The 20603-nt window shown below is 35.7% G+C and carries 11 protein-coding genes and 1 tRNA gene; 5 read left to right on the top strand and 7 right to left on the bottom strand.

The genetic code is table 11. From position 1 onward, the window contains the following. The first annotated feature begins 1048 nt into the window (after nucleotides 1-1048). Nucleotides 1049-1138 (top strand) — tRNA-Ser (locus ACFIK4_RS05785). Between the two features lie 468 nt (nucleotides 1139-1606). Here the strand turns inward: ACFIK4_RS05785 and ACFIK4_RS05780 are convergent. From ACFIK4_RS05780 to ACFIK4_RS05760, 5 genes are all read right to left on the bottom strand, one after another. Next, on the bottom strand, nucleotides 1607-2830 hold the full coding sequence (locus tag ACFIK4_RS05780; protein WP_375629568.1) for an MFS transporter: 1224 nt from the start codon (nucleotides 2828-2830) through the stop codon (nucleotides 1607-1609). A gap of 362 nt (nucleotides 2831-3192) precedes the next feature. After that, nucleotides 3193-3363, bottom strand: coding sequence for a hypothetical protein (locus ACFIK4_RS05775; RefSeq protein WP_375612867.1), 171 nt, complete (start codon nucleotides 3361-3363; stop codon nucleotides 3193-3195). 913 nt (nucleotides 3364-4276) lie between these two features. After that, nucleotides 4277-4594: a YqcI/YcgG family protein gene (locus tag ACFIK4_RS05770; RefSeq protein ID WP_375675521.1), complete on the bottom strand. Its 318-nt coding sequence runs from the start codon at nucleotides 4592-4594 to the stop codon at nucleotides 4277-4279. Nucleotides 4595-4761: 167 nt separating this feature from the next. Next, complete coding sequence (locus ACFIK4_RS05765; protein WP_375672091.1) at nucleotides 4762-5967, bottom strand: ATP-grasp domain-containing protein; 1206 nt, start codon at nucleotides 5965-5967, stop codon at nucleotides 4762-4764. Further along, nucleotides 5964-7154 carry a hypothetical protein gene (locus ACFIK4_RS05760; RefSeq protein ID WP_375638180.1) on the bottom strand — a complete coding sequence of 397 codons (1191 nt, stop codon included), beginning with the start codon at nucleotides 7152-7154 and terminating at the stop codon, nucleotides 5964-5966. The genes ACFIK4_RS05765 and ACFIK4_RS05760 overlap by 4 nt, the downstream gene beginning before the upstream one ends. Before the next feature lie 1095 nt (nucleotides 7155-8249). Here ACFIK4_RS05760 and ACFIK4_RS05755 point away from each other — a divergent pair. Beyond that, nucleotides 8250-8717, top strand: coding sequence for a dTMP kinase (locus ACFIK4_RS05755; protein ID WP_375675413.1), 468 nt, complete (start codon nucleotides 8250-8252; stop codon nucleotides 8715-8717). Between the two features lie 682 nt (nucleotides 8718-9399). Continuing rightward, nucleotides 9400-10611: an MFS transporter gene (locus ACFIK4_RS05750; RefSeq protein ID WP_375675411.1), complete on the top strand. Its 1212-nt coding sequence runs from the start codon at nucleotides 9400-9402 to the stop codon at nucleotides 10609-10611. A 319-nt stretch (nucleotides 10612-10930) separates the two neighbouring features. Here ACFIK4_RS05750 and ACFIK4_RS05745 read toward each other — a convergent pair whose 3' ends face one another. Together ACFIK4_RS05745 and ACFIK4_RS05740 are read right to left on the bottom strand one after the other, a co-directional pair. Continuing rightward, entirely contained in the window at nucleotides 10931-11200 is a 270-nt protein-coding gene (locus ACFIK4_RS05745; RefSeq protein ID WP_012754562.1) for a hypothetical protein, read from the bottom strand. 2 nt (nucleotides 11201-11202) lie between these two features. Beyond that, a complete protein-coding gene (locus ACFIK4_RS05740; protein ID WP_375612874.1) occupies nucleotides 11203-11649 on the bottom strand; it encodes a hypothetical protein in 447 nt (148 codons plus the stop codon). A 494-nt stretch (nucleotides 11650-12143) separates the two neighbouring features. On the opposite strand from ACFIK4_RS05740, the gene ACFIK4_RS05735 reads away from it, so the two are divergent. Both ACFIK4_RS05735 and ACFIK4_RS05730 read left to right on the top strand, forming a co-directional pair. Beyond that, the gene (locus tag ACFIK4_RS05735; protein ID WP_375610047.1) at nucleotides 12144-12650 is read left to right on the top strand and encodes a helix-turn-helix domain-containing protein; all 507 of its coding nucleotides are present in this window, start codon (nucleotides 12144-12146) and stop codon (nucleotides 12648-12650) included. 1066 nt (nucleotides 12651-13716) lie between these two features. Continuing rightward, nucleotides 13717-20037, top strand: a complete 6321-nt coding sequence (locus ACFIK4_RS05730) for a Vomp family autotransporter (protein WP_375675408.1) — start codon at nucleotides 13717-13719, stop codon at nucleotides 20035-20037. Nucleotides 20038-20603: the final 566 nt, after the last annotated feature.

Raw genomic sequence — 20603 nt, 5'->3', positions numbered from 1 at the left:
AATGTATGGATAAAAACACTCTAAGAAAGAATAAATTCCTTTTATGCATTCTCTCAAATAGCAATAGATATTGTAACATTAGGCGACAAATAGCGTGATAGTACTTGGCTTTTACTTTTTATTTAAGGAAAGATGATGTTATCCAATAGATTTTATACCATTCATAGATACCGTATGAGGTAGATGTAGCAAGCTTTAAGAGATGTTTTTTTACAAACGTGTGGATGGGAAAGAAAATAGTATTTTTAGAGTATTCTGTTTTGTGATGAGACCATATCACGCTTAAAGAATGCGATAATCAAAGTATAAAGTAATACGTAATTTTTTTAAATAATGGAGACTACTTTAGATATTTTGAAAACTGTAAAGCTGAATTTAAAAATATATGGTAAAAATGAAAACAGGTTTGCATTTTTATGATTTTGTATTTGATCAAAATGAGACTATTTTTTCATTTTAGAAAATAAAATATATTCATACATATTAAATTAAAAATGCAAAGTTTTTTTCTAAATTTTATTTTCTTTAGTATCAACTAAATATAGAAGCGTGAAATTGAATAGAGGATTTAGAATAGGGCTTATTATGTAATCCTATGAAAGAGAAAACTGATACCATCACGCTATTTTACAGCTCTCAATGTTGCAAAAATTCGTGCTATTTAAGAAAATGCATAAGAGCCGCTTATCCTCTCTTAAAATGTTCTTCCCCCACATACCATCCCTTCCTATGACGTATAAGTAAGTGATTTTAATTATTTGGTTGTGTAAAACTATGGGCTGTATGCTAATTTTAAGAGAAGTATTTTTTTGTGAAGCAGAAAGTGCGTAAATGAGCATGAAAGTTTATAACTGGTGACAATCTTTTTATTCTCATTATTGTATTCTACAAACCTATCCACGAAAAAAGTTTTTTCTTAAAAAGAAGGGATGTGCTTGTTATTCAACAGATAAAAGCTCTTACTTTAATAAATGAATTTGTTTTTTGGGTTTTGAATGTATAGTTTAGACTTGCACGTTATTTCTTTCTGGGTATAGTGCGAACTTCTGGAGAGGTGGCCGAGTGGTTGAAGGCGCACGCCTGGAACGCGTGTATATGGGAAACCATATCGAGGGTTCGAATCCCTCTCTCTCCGCCATTAACCTAAAACGAACTTTCATATGCTTGATATGACATAGTTTAAAAAGCTCAGCATTTGCAGGATTTTTTGCTGTTGCAATTGACCAGTTCGCGCCAATCTATACCTGTCATTATGTACAACTAGAAATTGTTGTTGAATTTCCATGAATTTTACACTTTTTAAGCTCCTCTCCTCTCGATCTTGAGATAACCTGATCTAGCATAAACGATCTCTTCAAATATCATTAAAGGATTTTTGCCATTATCACTAACTTCTGGTAGAGCTTTTAGAATTAATGGTGATCATAGTGCTATTTGCAATTTCGTTGCTTAACGGGCTAAATGCGTTTTATCCACATGAGAGGTAACGAACACCTCAGCTTTTCTCACGCAATGTGCTTATTTAAAATTAATGTCATGAATATTTGTACAAAATTTTTATCTATACGATAATCAAAAAAAGGCTGACGTAATAATTGAATATCATTCATGTGGCGCTTTCTTTTATCTTTAAGCTTTGTATGTAAATAGATAGTCCGTGCAAAATAAATAAAGGGGCGCAAAAGCCTATAAATACACATAGGATGTATAATATAGAAAATGAAAAAAAATTTCCTGCATATAAAAGCACAATAGAAAATAAAGCTGTTATGATGCGTACACTGGCATCGCCTGCCAAAATCACCTCGGCTAAATTTTCACTAGGTGTGATAGCTTGTCCAATTGTTATTCCCGATATCCTAAAATAAAATTGCCCAATACCTAATAAAAAACCCATAATATAAAGGGAATATTGAGTAAAATTTAAATATAAAACAAAAGAGATTGCGATCACGGCAAAAGCCGGTGCCCCCCATACAAAAAAACGAATTAAAGATGGAAATTTCCGTAAATAATAAGATGAGATAAGACCATTGATCACAAAACCCAGTGCTGACAAAGCAAAAATAGAATTTTGAATAGCTGTAAATTTTATATTATCTGATGTTATAGAAGCAAGAACAAGTGGCAATAAAACAATAGGCCCCGTATAGAGAGAATTATTCAAAATACGATTAATCGTTAAAAAACGCAACGCAGAAATCCGCCAAAGGCACCTGAACCCAACTCCATAAGCTTTTTGAGATGGCTTTTTTAATAGCTCTTTTGCTCTGTTTAGTTGTTGTATAGACTTTATACGAAACCATAAGCAGGCATTCAAAAGATAGATAAATACAATAAAGGCTATGGCTATTTTGTGCCCCAAATGCGCAATTATAAAATATATAAGCAATGGGGATATAATAACAAAAAACTGACAGCAACTAGTGTAAAATGCAAAAATTCCAGCTTTTTGTTTGGGAGCTGGAACCAGCTGATTCAAGGCACTATTGTTATTTGGGTTATCAGCCCCCATCAAGAGAGCGAGTAAGAAAAACACAAATAAAATAAGCATTGAGTTGTTTATGAATAATAAGAAAGACAATAAACAAGCGCAAATAATTTGGCTATAAAACCCAATTATAAAGCCTTGATAGTGCACCAACACATTTCCCAAACATAAGCCAGCAATTCCAATTGCGATTAAATTAACGACATTTAAAGCAGCAGATGCTTCTCCAGTTGTATCTTGGAATTGTAATAAAGAAAGGCCGATAGATAATACACCACTCGTACAGAAACTTGTCAAACTTCCAATCAAAATCATAAGAAAGACGGAATTACGCAACATTTTTTATGATCCCAGACAGAGCACTAAACCATTTTGTGATTTCCTCTGTTGTCAAATGTAGCTCGGTACTTAATCCGAATTTTTCATAAAAGTTTAGTTCAAATGCGTTATAGGCACTTATTTTTTGAAAGTCATCTGTCAGCATGAATTCTATACTTGGTAACGTTGTACCTATAGATTGAGATAAATAATAGGAAATTACTTTCCAATACATATAGGTACGCTCTCTTGCCAAATAATTTTCCAAGGCATATTTCAAGTGACAACCACTTAAAATATATTTCGGACAATGGTGCAACGGATAATAAATACAAATAGCACCGGCTTCATGTCCGAGACAAGAAGAGATATTAATATTTTTATCATTTCATAATATTATAAAAACGCTCAGTGAGCAGATCTTCCAAATTTAGTCTAGTCACAACAAGATTGGTTGCTAATTTTTGAGCAACATGAGACCAAGCCAATCTTACTACTAAAGTTCCAATAACCTTTAAGTCAGATTCTGGATAAGCTTTTTTTAAATTTTCCACCCATATGTCTCTGTGACATATAATAATTGGCTCATCTCGTCTGAATGAACAAGATGTAATTCTAAACCAATATTATCACAAAGTTTTGAGCTCTTGAATTCTCCATATCCTAATCTGGTATTCTTAAATCATAATAGAAACTAAAGAATTTTTAAGTATTCCAACTTTTATTAAACTTTGTAACAATCTATTGGAATCTCCCCTTCACTGACTTCGACAATTATTTTCTCACCACTATAAGAACAAAAAATTATCTTTGAATTTGCTTACTTTTAGAAAAAAAATGAGCAATACTCTTCCTTAACTAAAAGAAACACGCTCTATACCTTTTTCTTTATGATTATCAAAAAACTATCCCGTTATAATTTAACCATCCATTATTAGGATAAATATTCTGCGTTTAGCCTAATAAACTGTTATAATCAATGTTTCTCTCTGTTCTAAAAGTCAGCGCTTTTCATTCTAGAGATACTCATAATTGCTGTAAAATCTTTCCCCAAAAGGCTTCCCTAAACATTGCTATTAACACGATCATCCTGAGAAGTTTTATACATACACACTGCATTCTATGTATTTTTTGGAAAATCCCTTTGAATCTCTATCGAGCCTTGTTTTGGCAGTATCATTTTTAATATATCATAAATATTTTTATTTAATTTAATTTTAGAAAACTTAGTCATTATCGTGTTTCATTAGATGATATGAGAAAGGTAGGGATTCAATAGTGTTGTCTTGCAGAAAATATTGCGTCCATTCTCTATTTTGGAGTTTGCTATATTTTCTTAAAATAAGGAGATTTTGTGATAATATAAAAAGGTTCAGTCCTTTTTCCTACAACGAGAATACATTTTGTTCTGTAGAGAGAAGACTTAGAAAAAACACTTAAGCTGGAAAGTTAACATAAATAGAGAACTTACTTAATTCTGTTTATATGGGATGGGGTATTGCAAACTATAAACGTAGGCTCCCCATGAAAGCAGAACTCCCATAGAGGATTGTCCATATTTTTTGGTATATGCTTAGGCCATTCTCGGTCATCAAGCATTCGCAAATCTTTAAGTATAGACCAGAATTTTTCTCTATAAAATTCGATACTTTGTATGGGGGCAGGCTCCTCGAATGCAACAAAAGATGTGTTCTTTCCAAAACTTTTATAGTTATCGCAATAAGTTATCATGTCTTTCATCATATTTTTTGAAGTCAGCTTGTTGTAGAACTCAAATCTAAGCATATTTTTTGAGTATCCATTTACACCGAATAGGCAGGGAAAAGGTCTAATTGTGTTATTCATGGTTGCATCGAATTCTTTAAAAACGATCTGCTTCCATTTTTAATATTTGTCTATATTTTCAATTATTTGCGCTGCTGAATCCATGTTTTCCTCCCAATTGTTGTATTTTATAGGAAATTGCTACGAATGATCCTCTCCAAAGCTGATAATTCATCATCATTGTGTCCCCAAATTGCTATAATAGCTGGGCAGGTATTTAAATCGATGGTTAGGGGGAGGGGCTCGTTTTCTTTAAAAAAAAGCGTAAAATGAACCACATTTTCCCAAGAATGAAGCTTTTGCCGCCATACGTTAACATCTTTTATAATATGACCGTCGATCTCGTTGATAAGGAAGATAATACGCCCTTTTTTCTTAAAGCGACTTGGGGTTTGCGAAAACACGCCTGCAATAAGGTTAACGGAGCTTTCAAGTAAACCATCTTCATAGCAATGCGCGAACAAGGTGGGTGCAATTCCTCCGTGGAGGCGGGCTCCTACTTCGATCATCACTGGACCACGAGCTGTTTGCATGATTTCCACGTGCGCAGGTCCATATTCAATCCCCAGCGCGCGAATGCATTGTTTTGCATAAGAGATAAGAGAGGCATAAGAGGGATCTTGAGAATCAAGCACATCAAGCGTTTCATAAACAAAAGTACTTCCATTATGAATACCTTTTTTATATCGTGACAAACTACATATTTTTATAGCCTCTCCCTTTACAACGGCATCGACGATGTATTCCTCTCCCTCCAATCTTTCTTGGAGCAAATAGGCCTCGTTAGGTGCGCCAAAAATATTTTTTTTCTTCCAGTTGATTTCAGAGGCCCACGTTACTACTTCCTCAAGATTAGAGAAAAACAAAACACCATCACTCCCTGCAGAATCATTTGGCTTTACCACATAGCCGCTGTGGCTTTCAAAGCCATCGAGAGTACAATCGTTTTTTGTAAGAATTTTTGATCGGATGTAAGATAAACCATTTTCACAAAGACGTTTTTGCATCGCTGCTTTTTTCCGTCGCCAATCGGTAGTCAAGGGGTTATTCCCAAGACAACCATAATAAGCCGCCAATTGCTCTGCACAATAGATACCTCTTTCGGCACCCGCTATTACAGCCTCTATCGTGCCGATAGGAAAACGTTTCTTTATCTCATCTACACTATGAAGCTTCGCTTCTGCCATGCCCTTTCCCTGATAAGAAAGCATAAAGTGTGAAAAAGGAGCTGCTTGAGAGACAAGACCATAACAAGCATAGCCTAATTTTTGCAAAGCAGGGCCATAGAGGGCACCCGTGGAGAAAGGGTCGACAATAAGAATAGGTTTTCTCATACTTTGTTCCGCTGTAATAAAAGGAAAAGAACATAAATAAAGATTATCAACCCTATAAGGGGCAGAAGATAAACAGCTGCTTGAGGACCCATAAGGGCAGAGCTTGTAAGAAGACCAAGAATGACATAACCTGCCGACTGGGAGAGAGTATAAAGCATGCCGCTATAGCTTCCCACCAGCTCTGCTTGAGCCTCTGTTTTGGTCGCTTCAATCGTATGTTTGCGGGCATTAATTCGCATGGTATTCATTGAAAAGCCAATAAAAAAGCAAAAGACCACAGCCAAATAGGGCGATTGTGTGGTGCTAAAAATAAGATCAGCTACGCTCAATATAAGGGCTGGGAGAATAAATTCAAAACGAGGGATTTTGATAAAAGCAGCCAAAAAAGCGCCCATGCCCGCAACCGCACTGCAAAGCCCATAGTATTCAGAGCCAAAATTTTTCACACTCTGAAAAAGAATGGTTGCCAGCGTATTATAAGCGCAAATATGAAAGCCAATAAGTCCTATGCAGACGCATAAAAGTTTAAGTTCACGGGAGAGCTCATCCGCTTGCGGTGTAGGTGCTGGCTTCTTACCAGTTGCAAGTGCTGTGGTATCTGTAGCGTTGTATTCATCGCAAAATATAATATATCCGGCTATAAGGCTTATAATGATGTCAAATACACAAAGTGTCACAATCAAACCATTATAACCGATTTCAGCCGCTGCCCCTCGAGGGCTGGTCGCTTCTAAGAGATAACCACTTAGTGCTGCTCCCAAAAATGCGCCAATTTGCACCACTGTTTGCATAATGCGGGAAGCCTTTTGGGCGCTAATATAACCACTAAGTGCTAGTTTAGTATTATAAGTCTCGAGTGTGCTTAAGGTAATCAAAGAGAGATAGCCGATAGAGATAGAGACAGCGATAAAACCAAAGGGGGAATCAGCGTAATGGAAAAGAGCAATCAATAAAAGAAGGCTATAGATAATGATCCGCCTTTTGTATAAATCGACCAACCGCAGTGAGGCTTTAATGCGCACAAGACCGCTTTTTTTCAGAAGATAGGGCATAAGGGTGCCCAAAGCCATGGTTACGCCCAGGAAAACCGATGAGGATGTTATGCGATAAGCATTCCAAAGATTACTTAAAAATAAAACCATATCAGAAAGATACAGCAGGACAACAAGCCCATAAAACCGAAACATCAGTTGTTTGTGCACATTATCCCCCCATGTTAAATAGACATGCTATAAATTATACATTTTTACAAAAAGCTAATATATATGTTGTTAGGCATGTCAAGTTTTTTCGATAGAAGCATGGTACAGATTTGAACGATAACGTTTATCATAGCGATAGCTAATTTTGGAGAAACTGAGAGCGGAGGCAGTTGGTATTTTTACTGTATCTCTTGTGAGGTGCTTTTCCAATGAGGAGTTTCTTCGCTAAATGACCAGTATAGCTATGTTCTTGGGAAGGCTGTGTTTGCACTCTCAAGATTGCCTCCATTTATACTCAAGGTTGAGGTTTTTCTATTGACCGTTGTTAGATGTTATTGTGACAATAAACTTCGTTATCTATCAGAAACATTTATGGCATTAGCGCTAAGGTATTGTATTAAAGCCTTTACATAGTAGTCTTTTTCAGAGAGAGGTATTATTGGTTCAGTTTTAGGAGGCTTTATTACGGCCGATTTGGGCGTCGTCGTTGTTTGAGGGCTTATTATAATATTCTTAGTTTCAGTTTATGAATATACCGAAAGATATATTGAAACATTTGATTCAAACGCTTTTGCAAGACATATTTCAATATCTCAGCGATGTTTTCTGAGAATTGCTCTGCTGCTTTTTGACGGGATCGGATATCAAATGCTTATAGCGAGGGCAGTGGTTTGAGAAAAGATAGAGTTGATTTCATTATCTTCCTATGGAGCGCAATCTAGTAGCAGCTCTTAAGGGACAATAATATACTGAGATCGAACTCATTTCTATACACTTACACGACGCTATAGGAGTAATCCTCAGAAACTCTACTAGAATTCGTCAAAAAATGACAGGTTATGGAGTGTGAACAAAAAAATATATTTTTTACAAATACTTAATCTCATTTTAAGTTGTCTAAAATATAACATTATCTTAAAACTAAGTCTATATACCGCCATTTATCATAAAGTTAATAAGTTATACAAAATGCGGGAGTATTGTGTTTTTCTGTTTAGAGACGAGTTAAAAAACACCTTATTAAACATTAAGAGATTTCAGATATAAAACAATTTAACTTATGGAAAGTATATAGACAAAATGTATCTTGATAAAAAAGTTTATAACTCCATGTGGTCTTCAAAGAAATTTTCTGGTTCTTTTATTGTCTTATGCGGGTTTGATGGGAGTGGTAAGACAACACAAACAAAAGAAATTGCACGCCATTACTCAACAGAAAAACATATAATACAAACTTTTCAACCCAGTTATTGGTATAGAAATAATCCAGAAATTAGAGATTACTTAGATAATGGAAAAGCAATTGATCCGTTGCTTTTAGCACTCTTATCAGCGACAGATAGACGCAAATATACGCTTGAAATTATTGAACCTTCCTTAACGTCATCGCAAAATTTATTAATTAGCGATCGATATGTTTATTCTAGTCTTGCTTATTTTTATGCTCAAGAGCTTTCTGTTGAAAGTGTCGTTAAATTAAATCAATCTATTCCAAGACCTCATATTACATTTTATTTTCATTTACCGCGTTTTATCGGAAATAGATGAGCGGTTTATAACAATTAATGGAACTACTCCTGTTTCTTTAATTCATCATCAAATACGACATCATATAGATAAGTTTTTTTGATTATGAATAAAATCATTTATTAATCAATTTATCTACGATAAATCCTCCTTTATGTATTCTTACTCTAAATCTGAAACTTTAGAGATGTGATTGCAATAATTTAACTGCTCAGGAAAAATATCACGTTATATATTTTAATTAGAAAACTAACTGTAATGGGCTTGTTTTAAAAGATTTAGAGAAGGGGAGTAGAAAAGTTAGCAATATTTATTGTGAGGATAATAGTATGTTTATTCTTTTAGAGACGAAGTGTGGTGATAGAAGAACGACATGGAGGAATATACTCGAGCATATTTTAGTGCACAGAATAATAAGGACAATAATGTGAGTGAAGCTTCCATACCGTAAAATTGTTTCACAGATGTATAAAGGTGTAGCTTCTGAATAAAACGCACATAAAATATTAATTTTGTTTTTGTCCATAAATGTTCCGTTTTCATAGAAGAATTAATCATAAAACAGCACAAAGATTGTAAAAGCCTCAAAAAAGAAATTTTGCTTTCTTAAATTTAATGATCTAAAATAAAAATTGTAAGAATGCCTGTTTTTAAACAGGATGTATCATGCATATCGACTGGTATTCATTTTAGAGGATAATTTATGTTCACTTCAAATTTGAAGGAACGCATTGCTTTATTTGAAAATAGAACTTTTCTCTATTTTACTTTGAGCGGCTTATTTGCTACATTTGGAAGTGGACTAAATTATATTACATTGTCATGGCTCGCTTACAATCAGACGGGCTCAATCCGTGGTGTAGCGTTGATGATGCTTTTTCTTTGGACGCCTGGCATTATTTTTGCGCCTATTTTTGGCATATTGGCAGATAAATATAACCGTAAAACGCAGATTATTATTTCAAATCTTGTGAGAGGTTTGGTAATTGTAAGCTGGGTAATGCTTTGGCATTTTGGTATAGAAATTGAATTGATGGTCTTATCTGCTCTTTTGGGTATTTTTATCCCTTTTTATATGCCATCAGCTATTTCTTTAATTCAAAGTATTGTGCTGAAGGAACAGCTCATCAATGCAAATGCAACCATCGATATGGTTTATGAACTTGGCACTATCGTAGGTATGGGCTTAAGTGGATTTATACTGTCCTATGCAGGAACAAAAGGAACTCTTCTAATAGGTGGTATATTCTTTATCATTGCTGGTTTATTTAATTTTGCAATGAAGGTACCTAAAAACCGAAGATCTAAAAATCAAAACCAGCAAAATTGGTGGGAAAATTATACAGCATCCCTTCATTATTTTAAACAGAATCCGGCTCTTTTTGTACCTTATATAAGCCAGATGATTATTATGACTCTTTTGATGACCATTCCTGTTATTCTCGTTCCTTATATACAAGAGGTTTTACATGCGGATAGCAGGATCTTTGCAATATTTGAGGTGCTTTATTCTATGGGCGTATTGACAGGTGCGTTTTTTTCACCACTTCTTTGTAAAGTTTTATCTATCAGGAAAACATTAGCCATTTTATTAGCTTTTATGGCTATTGGCCTCGCTATTTTATCTGTTAATACACACAATTTTGTTGTTTTTCCTGTTTACTTTATGATTGGATTTGGACTTTCGAGTTGGGCTCTTTCGATTTCTTTATCACAACTCTCTTGTGATCCTGAATACCAAGGAAGATTGCAGGCAAGTTTTAATGGTATCTCTGGATGCTTGATCCTCGGAGTCTATCTCATCATGGCAAGCGATAACAGTAACATATCACCTCAATCGATATATTTTTTTCAAAGCATTGTTGCGTTTGTTGGAATACTCATAGTGCTGTTTTATAAACATGAAAAACAATAAATTACATTTAAGTGTGGACAACATACGCTATTTTATAAATATTTACGCTGCAGTACATTTCACATTTTGCTTTTAAAGGAGAGTTGAGAAAATGTAAAAGTTGGTGCTTAATGAACAAAGCATAAATTGATGTATGCTAGAGAATACTCTCTATTTTTTGATAATGATCTAAAAGAATTGATGCGTTTCTTTAATTCATCTCACTGTTGTTAAGAAGACGAAAACGTAACACTTTAAATCTTCTTGAAAGTTTTTTGTCTAAGCGTAGCAGAAAGTAAAGCGATGAGGTAATATCGTATCATATGGGGAGAGTATTGTATTATTTTTGTTTTTCAAAATCCATATGAAAAATTGTATCAATTTCATCTTCATTGGAATGAGTATTTCTACGACGATGCAAGGTTTGCACAATCTCTTTTTTTAAAACAGCATCTGTTTCACTTAAACGGTGAATACTGAGTTCCAATTCAAGAGATAACGCCAAATCCACGCACAGTTTAAGCTCTTCTCCAATGTCGAAACCGCGTTGATAGTCGTCATAAAGACCAACCAGTGTATCAGATAATTCTTTATCGCATAAAGAGGTCATGCTTAATTCCTCAACGTTGCGGGTTTCCATGCAGCTTTTTTAAGTATCACTCCACTATCATCACTTAAAATTGCCATGTATACGAACCTCATGGTTTTGTCAATTTTCTGCAAAATACGCGCTTTTAAATCAAAGCCTATTAAAGATTTTATTACTCCAAGATTTTGAAGCGCCCAATTGTAAATATGGATGGCAATGTGTTTACTATAGAATTTATAGCATTTAAAATACATTGCCAAAAGGCTTTTAATATGCGTAGAGGAAGAGTATTCTGACGATAAACCAAACACCCTGAAATCTCTATTGCCAGTTACAGCTAAATCAGTGCTATTAATATATAAAATAAGCAAACAGGGTTTGTAAACGTCTAACTTTTTAATAACGAGTGATAATCTCATTTTTTGTAGAATACCAATTATTTTGCCTATTTTATATTGATTTTTAGACATTGATAAACTTTTTACCTTATAAAAACCTATGGGAAATGCATTAGCATATTTTTGTAATAAGATTTCAGTGGTATATTACACAGCATGAAATGAAGAGAATCGTATTAGGCTTTTTGCTTTTGAAAGAATATGACTGCAACTTTTGAGAAAGCAGTTGGCAAGAATTGGCTTGGCATGCAAACTGATAGAGTTGGCAGTGGCGCATTTAGTTTTTTCATTGGCCTGTGTCCAAATGTTTTTGACTCTGGAAAATAGCCTCTGATAGGCTTGAGTTTTTCCAAGGTTATATTACAGGGGCGCAGCTCAGAAAAATACCACGGCGATTGCATTTTTTGTAATTGTCATAATTTTCGCTCCTGCTTAAATGGATGCTGTAACATCCGTTTTTGTGGGGTTATGTATGTGATAACTGCTCTTCTTAAGGGGCAGTAATGATAGATATAAATCAATATAATTATTTAGTCAACAATTATATTGATTTTGGAGTGTTTTTTTTGGCTCGTCCGGAAGCAAAACCTAAAACTGAGTTGGCAAAACGTTTTCGTAAAGTGCGTCACGCTCTTGGTTTTACAGAGCGTAAGCAGTTTGCTGAACATCTTGGTATCACTGCTGGCTCTATAGGAACTTATGAAACTGGTATAAGTGAGCCTACAGCCTCTGCGCTCTCCAAATATCAAGAAATTTGTGGTGTTTCATTAGATTGGCTAGTAACGGGAAATGGCGAGATGTTTTCAGATGTGGCAAAGGCGAAAGCAGCTGGTTTTAAACCGCAGGCGATTCCTACTGGGCTGATGAAAAAGCTGGGACATTTAGTTTATACGACCTATCATGATGCAAAAATAACACTTTCTCCTGAAGATGTTGCGGAATTAGCAGCAGAGCTTTATGGAAGATTGCAAGAGCTTATTCAAAACCTCAATGATATAGAAGAAGTCGAAGCCACTTTGCCACTTTTAAAATTACATTTAAAGCGTAAAATCGAAACTGAAAAGCACATCTAGAAATTTCATAAGATACGAATGAACAGCCTTTAAAAAAAATAAAACTTTTTTGATTTTCTGCTGTATAACCAAGTTTGGAATGTGAAAATCTCAGGATTTTCGAGTCTCTTATTCAACCTAAAAAACGAGAAACTATCATTATAAATCAATAGACTGTTCTGATTAAAAATAAAACGGTTCATAAAAAGAACGACGGGTAGCAATACAAACAAAATTTCTTCAAAAGGAAGCGAGTATAGCATCATTCCTGAAATATTTGTTGGTTGAAGAAAAGATACGGACAACAGTGAAAATACAGTGGGTTCTGTGAGAGGAAAGAGTTTAGAAAACAGCTTCTTTTCGGTTTGTGATATTAAAAAATTTATACAACAGTGAAAATACAATGACGATGTTTTGTTCCTATAGAAGGGTAACAGATATATAAGAGAGAAGAACGAAAGACTATTTATAGGCGCGCTTTTGTCTTTTTATGAAGATGATAAGATGAGCACGTTAAAACTTTTTACAGAGCGTGCATCATTATATTTAAGACAGATTTCTTTCAAAGAGATGTATAATATATTGAAACAGTTTACCTCGCAACAAAAAGTGAGATTATCATGATAATCGTCATTATTACATTATGCTATAAGTTAAAAAATCATAAATTTGTGCTTATAAGAACAGCTAATTTATTGAGAAGTATTTTTATAAATTTATAAAAAATAATTTTTACACTCTTGCCATTCTTCTGATGCGCTTTATTTGAAAAGTAGAATTGCTCTTTAGTGAAACTATTTTTGTTAAGAGATAAATCGCAGTATTTTTGAATGGAGATAACAGTATATTTTCAAAGTTTTGTGTTTTTATTTATTTTTTAGCTTGAATCCCTCTAGCTAAAAGGGTTGGGGACTTTTCTAGATTCGATGTTGTTGCAGAGATTTTAGGTCGATGCCGGATAAGTATCGGTATCGTAGGGGGGAGTTTTGTCTTGATTTATTGGTTTTTGAAGTGCGCAAACTAAGGGTTTTGCCATGTGTGTTTTCGCGCGTTGTGATGATGTTGAACTCTGTAGGAGGAGATTCTTATGAAAAAAAAATATTCCACACCAAATTTAATTAAAGTTGTCTCTCTTAGTACGGTAATGACCACACTCTTATCGAGTGTTTCTCCTGTTTTTGCGGCGAATCTTGCGATAGTAGGAGGGGCGAGTCAAAGTACAACTGGTACTGGTGTTGTATATCCACACGGTAGTCATGGGAGTGTTGTTTTTGCTGGTGATGATGATTTCTGTGGTGTAGACAACGTTATTGGTCGTGGCGGCAAACAACAACAAGGAATTGCTGATAATCAACGAATAACCGCAGAGCAACAATATGAGAGATTTATTGGTGAGAAAGTTTTTGGAGGTCGTAAACCTTATGGCACGACTACTGAAAAGGTTACTTGGACTGGTGATGGGACATTAAGTGATCCCACTAAAGGTTATATGGGGACACCGACTGGCGGTATCGTTAGTGCAATGCCTGAGGCTTATGGTGTTTATTCTTTTGCAACGGGTTGTGGATCTGCAGCGACGGGTAATTATTCAACCGTATTTGGTGCAGGTGCGACAGCAAAGGCAGGGGGTGCACAAGCTTTTGGTGTTTCTGCACTTGCAAGTGGTATAGCAAGTGTTGCTATGGGTGTAGGCTCAGAAGCATCGGGCAAATCTTCAGTTTCTATTGGAGGGCTTGCAACTGCATTAGGTACAAATAGCATTGCTTTAGGTACAAAGGTAAAGGCAGAAAAGAGTTATACGATTGCTATAGGTACAGATGCTGAAGCTAAAGCTTCAGGTGCTATTGCAATAGGGGGCAGGCGCTCTGACAGAACTGAAGAAAATAATCCTAACAGAAAAGTAATCGCGAAGGCAGAAAATGCCATTGCTATAGGTACGCAAGCTTATGCTGAAACAGAAGATTCGGTTGCCATTGGTGTAAATTCGCAAGTGCTTGTTAGAGATGGTGTTGCTGTAGGTGGTGGGGCTATCTCTGATAGAGAGAAGGGGGTTGCTGGTTATGATCCTGCAACAGGTAAAGGGACAACAAAAACCAGTATAGCATGGAAGAGCACCACAGGCGCTTTTAGCGTTGGTGAAGTTGGCGGTCGTGGTAATGGTACGTTAACACGACAAATTACAGGGGTTGCAGCTGGAAGTGAAGATACTGATGCGGTAAACGTGGCGCAACTAAAAGCTATGAAAGATATCATAGCAGGGGGAGGGGGGTGGAAACTTTCTGCTAACGATACCGATCCGACAGATGTGAATTCAGGCAATACTGTAGATTTTTCAGTGAAAAGTGAAAAAGAAGCGGGAAAAGACAACTTAAAGATTGCAAAAAACACTGCAGATAATAAGCATAAAATTGAATTTACTTTAAATGATCATCTTAAATTGACGCAAGTCACCACAGGCCAAAGCACGATGAGTGATGATGGCTTTTTTGTTAACGGTGAAAGCGGTTCACGCATGACTGTAGACGGCTTTTTTATTAATGGTAATGATGGTCCAAGCATGACTATTGATGGTATTGATGCAGCCAAGCAAAAGATCACAAACGTAGCAGATGGGTCTGAACCTAACGATGCAGTGAATTATAAACAGTTGCAAGAGGTGAAAAACGCGAACAAAACGAGTTGGCAGCTTGCTGTTAACGGTGGAAATGCTACGGCTATTGGTCCAAATGGTACAGTAAATTTTCAGTCAGTTGACAATAAAGGTACAAAAAATATCAAGATCGAAAAAGATAATGATCACAATGTCACATTTGATCTAGCTGATGATATTCAGGTAATGACTGTCACAGCAGGAGACAGCATTATGGATGCTGCTGGCTTTAGATTTGACGGTGATGAGGGGCCGAGCATAACTGTTAATGGCATTCATGCTGGTAATAAAACGATTAAAGGGGTAGCGGCAGGGGAAGAAGATACTGATGCTGTAAATTATAAGCAGTTGACGGAGGTAAGAACACTTGCTGAAGCAGGCTGGAAACTTTCTGTTGATGGGAACAATGCTACAGATGTTAAAGCTGGGAGTACAGTAGATCTTGTTGCGGATGCGGGTGAGGACGGAAGCAAAAATATAAAGATTGCAAAAGACAGTAATAAAGTTACATTTTCTTTGAATGATAACCTTAAGCTTACGAGTGTCACGACAGGCAACAGCATTATGAGTGATGAGGGCTTTAAGTTTATTGATGGTAATGGACCAAGCATAACTTTGAATGGTATTAATGCTGGTGATAAAAAAATTACAGGAGTAGCTAAGGCAGAAGGCAATACTGATGCTGTAAATTATGAACAGCTGAAAGAGGTAAGGACACTTGCAGAAAATGGCTGGAAACTTTCTGTTGATGGTAACAATGCTACAGATGTTAAAGCTGGGAGTACAGTAGATTTTGTTGCGGATGCGGGTGAGGACGGAAGCAAAAATATAAAGATTGCAAAAGACAGTAATAAAGTTACATTTTCTTTGAATGATACTCTTAAGCTCACGAGTGTCACGACAGGCAACAGCATTATGAGCAACGATGGCTTTAAGTTTGTTGATGGTGGTCCAAGCATAACTATGAAAGGTATTGATGCTGGTGGCAAAAAGATTACAAAAGTGAAAGCTGGTACTGATGATACTGATGCAGTAAATTATAAACAGCTGAAAGACTTTACAGCGGGGATGGAAACGGGTTGGAAGCTTTCTGTTGAAGACGGAGAAGCTACAGATGTTGAAGCAGGAAGTACAGTAAAGTTTGTTGCAGTTAAGCATAAAGACGATGATAATAATGAGAGTGAGAACACAAATATAAAAATTACCAAAGGTGATAACAATGAAGTAAAGTTTGATTTAAGCGAATATATTAAAGTTGGTCGTGTAGAAACAGGGGACAGCAGAATGAGTAATGCCGGTTTCATGATCAAAGATGGCCCAAGAATGACCAAGGGTGGTATTCATGCCGCCAATACAAAAATTACAGGAGTCGCAGATGGTAGCAATGAGCATGATGCTGTTAATCTTTCACAATTATATAAAATGAAGTTTGAGATAGAAGACAATAGTCTTGTTAAATGGAGTAAAAGTAAAAAAAATATTACCATTGGTGCTGAAAAAGAAGGTATCGAAATCAATATTGCGAACTCTGAAGGCAAGGATCGAATTATTTCTGGCGTTGCAGTTGGAAAAGTCAGTTCCGATTCAACAGAAGCAATAAATGGCCATCAGCTGTTTAGTTATATTACTAATATAGTGGATTTTTTTGGTGGTAAGGAGACAGATATACTTAATGGTATCAAACCAACTTTTATGGTTCAGAATACAAAACACGACAATGTAACGGATGCTTTCGCTGCTGTTGATACTTCTATCACAGATATTTATAGTCAGATTAATAATGTAACAGAAAATAGTCTTGTTAAATGGAAAGAAGATCAGAAGCTTATCACTATTGGTGCTGAAAAAGGCGGTACGAAAATTGATATTACAGGTACTGAGGGAGAGCGAACCATTGCAGGTGTAAAAAATGGTGAAATTTCCAAAGACTCTATGGAAGCTGTAAATGGTAGTCAAATTAATACAATCTCTGGAGATATTGCAAAATTCTTTGGTGGTGGTACTTCATTTGAAAATGGTGTGTTTGTTGGACCACAGTATAATTTATCTACCGTTTCTGCAGATGGTAAGGTAGAACAGAAAACCTTTGAAAATGTTGGTGATGCTTTGACTGGGCTTGATGCGAATGTCAAAAATGTGAATAAACATATACAATATGTAGACAAGAAATTTGATGATAAATTTGATAAATTTTCTCAAGACGCGTTACTTTGGAGTGAAGAGGAAAAAGCGTTTGTCGCACTGCGTGGACCAAATGGACAGAAGACAGATAGTAAGATTAAATTCCTTGCGGATGGTGATATTTCAGAAGATTCAACAGATGCAATAAATGGTTCTCAACTTTATAAGATGGGCAATAAGATTGCGAATTATTTTGGCGGTGGTGCTCGCTATGAGAATGGAGAGTGGAGCGATCCTACTTTCAAAGTTTCTCAGCGTAATGAGGATGGCACTATTGTTGAGAAAACGCATCATAATGTTGCTGATGCTTTTGAAGGTGTCGATAGTTCTATTACGGATATCTATAATCAGATTAACAATGTAACAGAAAATAGCCTTGTAAAGCAGGAGGGAGAAGATGGTCTTATTACTGTGGGTAAAGCAACCGGTGGTACTGAAATCAGCCTTGTAAATAAAGATAAGCAAGAAAGAACACTTTCCGGTGTAAAAGATGGAGAACTTTCTCGAACATCTACTGAAGCAGTAAATGGTTCACAACTTTTTGCTACGAATGAGAAGGTTACAACTGTTACTGATAATCTTAAAACAGTCGCTCAAAATACATCGAAATATTTTGGGGGTAGTACAGATGTACTGAATGGTGTAGAACCAGCTTTCCTTATTCAGGGGAAGACCTATCATAATGTTACGGAAGCGTTTACAGGTGTTAATACTTCTATCACAAATATTGATAATAAGATTTCCGATGTGGTAAAAAATAGTCTTGTTAAGCAAGATGGAGGTGCATCAGGTATTATTACTATTGGTAAGGATACCGCTGGTACTGAGATCAATATTGCAGGTGTTGGTGGTTCAGGACGTAAAATTTCTGGCGTGCGGGAGGCAGAAAATGGTGATGAAGCTGTTAACAAAGACCAACTTGATAAAAGCATAAATAAGATTTCTAAAGATATTGAGACAGTAACTGCTGCTGCGGTTCTCTATGATAAGAATGACGATAATAGTGTTAATTATGGTAGTGTAACTTTGGGCGGCGATAAGAACAACGGACCAGTTGCTCTTCATAACGTAAAAGATGGTAGCATTTCTGAAAATTCCAACGATGCAATCAATGGTAGTCAGATTAATAAAATATCAGCAGATATTGCAAAGTTTTTTGGTGGTGGTGCAAAGTTCATTAACGGTGCTTTTGAAGGGCTGAAATATACTTTATCCGCTATTGTAGGTGGTGAAGTAGGGAAGGCTAATTTTTACAATGTTGGTGATGCTTTAACAGGTCTTGATAAAAATGTTCAAGATGTGAATCAACGTTTAACGAATGTATCCAATGAGTTTAACCAGAAAATTGAAGATTTCTCTAAAGATGCTTTACTGTGGGATGATGAGGAAGAAGCATTTGTGGCACGTCATGAAAAAGATGGTAAGAAAACAAACAGCAAATTGAAGTATCTTTTAGATGGTGAGATTGCTCAAGGTTCAACAGATGCCATTACGGGCAACCAACTTTATTCCATGAATAACCAACTTGCAAATTATTTCGGTGGCGGTGCCAAATATGAGAATGGCAAATGGACAGATCCTACTTTTAAGATTGTTCAAGTCAATGCTGATGGTACGACTGTTGAGACAGAGCATCATAATGTCGCTGATGCTTTTGGTGACGTCAATAAAAATATGTCAAATATTAATAACCGTATTGATGATGTCATCAACAAGGTCGATTCAGATGCTTTAAAGTGGAATGATAAAGAAAAAGCCTATGATGCTGGTCGCGATGGAAAGCCGAATAAAATTATCAATGTAGCTGATGGTAAAGTTGAAAAAGGCTCGAAAGATGCCGTCAATGGTGGGCAACTTTGGGAAACCAATGAACGTGTCACTGGTGTCGAAAAAGATGTGAAACATCTTACCAACAGAGTTGATACCATTTCCAATACGATTGCTGATATTGGTGATACAGTTATCAATATTGATGCCAAAGTTGATAACATCAATAATAGAGTTGACGGCATTGAAGAGGATGCTGTTCGTTATGATAGAGATGAAAACGGCAAAAAAACCAATAAAATCACATTAGCGGGGGGGGATGCCAGTGAACCTGTTCTGATTGATAATGTAGCTGATGGTAAAATTGAAAAAGGCTCGAAAGAGGCTGTAAATGGTGGTCAACTTCATGATTATACTAAAGAACAGATGAAGATTATTCTTGATGAATCCAAGCAGTATACAGATCAACGGGTTAATAATATTGTGATTGATGCGATTGATGATGCTGTTGATCGGGCTAAGCAATATACAGATATGAAGTTTGATGTTTTAAACTATAGTATTGAGAGTGTGAAAAAAGAGGCAAGACAAGCAGCAGCTATTGGTCTTGCAGTGTCTAACTTACGCTACAATGATACACCTGGAAAATTAAGCGTTGGATTTGGTACTGGTTTATGGCGTAGTCAGTCTGCATTTGCCTTTGGTGCAGGTTACACCTCAGAAAATGGAAAATACCGCTCTAACATATCTGCAACAACTTCTGGAGGTCACTGGGGTGTAGGTGCGGGATTCAATATGACATTGAATTGATAATAAACAAAATACATAAAAATTCCTTTTCACCCCTGTCTCATGAGGCAGGGGTGAATTGTTGTTACGTATGTAAAAAAATATATATAAATTGATAAGCGCTAACGATAAATACAGGTTAAAAAAACAGAAAAACCGGACGCTTTCAACAAAATGAACCTCTTATTTCAAAATAAGATAATGAGTTTTTTCATAAATTATAAGTTTATTATTTTCTTCTTTAATTTTTAAATCTGAAAAATCTGTAGCACTCTACAGATAAAAAAACCTTTTGCTCTCTACAAATCTATTAAAAAGCTTTCTACTAAGACAAAAATCTCCATTCAAATGTATTTCAACTTTACTGGAAGAAGCTATAAAACAATATGCTAAATTAACTCTACCCCTTGCAAAAAACAACCAATAAGTTTAAAGGTTAAAAAAAACCAATCACCACAAAAAAAATTTACTTTCTTAGGAAATGTAAAAGAGCAAAACGCATTAACCATAAAACCTAAAACACAACTTCTCTATCTTTTCAGTCAGGTACTAAATTTTTGAATACGTTTAGAAAAACCAATTTTAGG

It is taken from the genome of Bartonella sp. AP9QHHD (assembly GCF_042195625.1).
Lineage (GTDB): Bacteria > Pseudomonadota > Alphaproteobacteria > Rhizobiales > Rhizobiaceae > Bartonella.
Note: the sequence above shows the minus strand (reverse complement) of the source record. Positions and strands in the feature narration are given on the sequence as shown.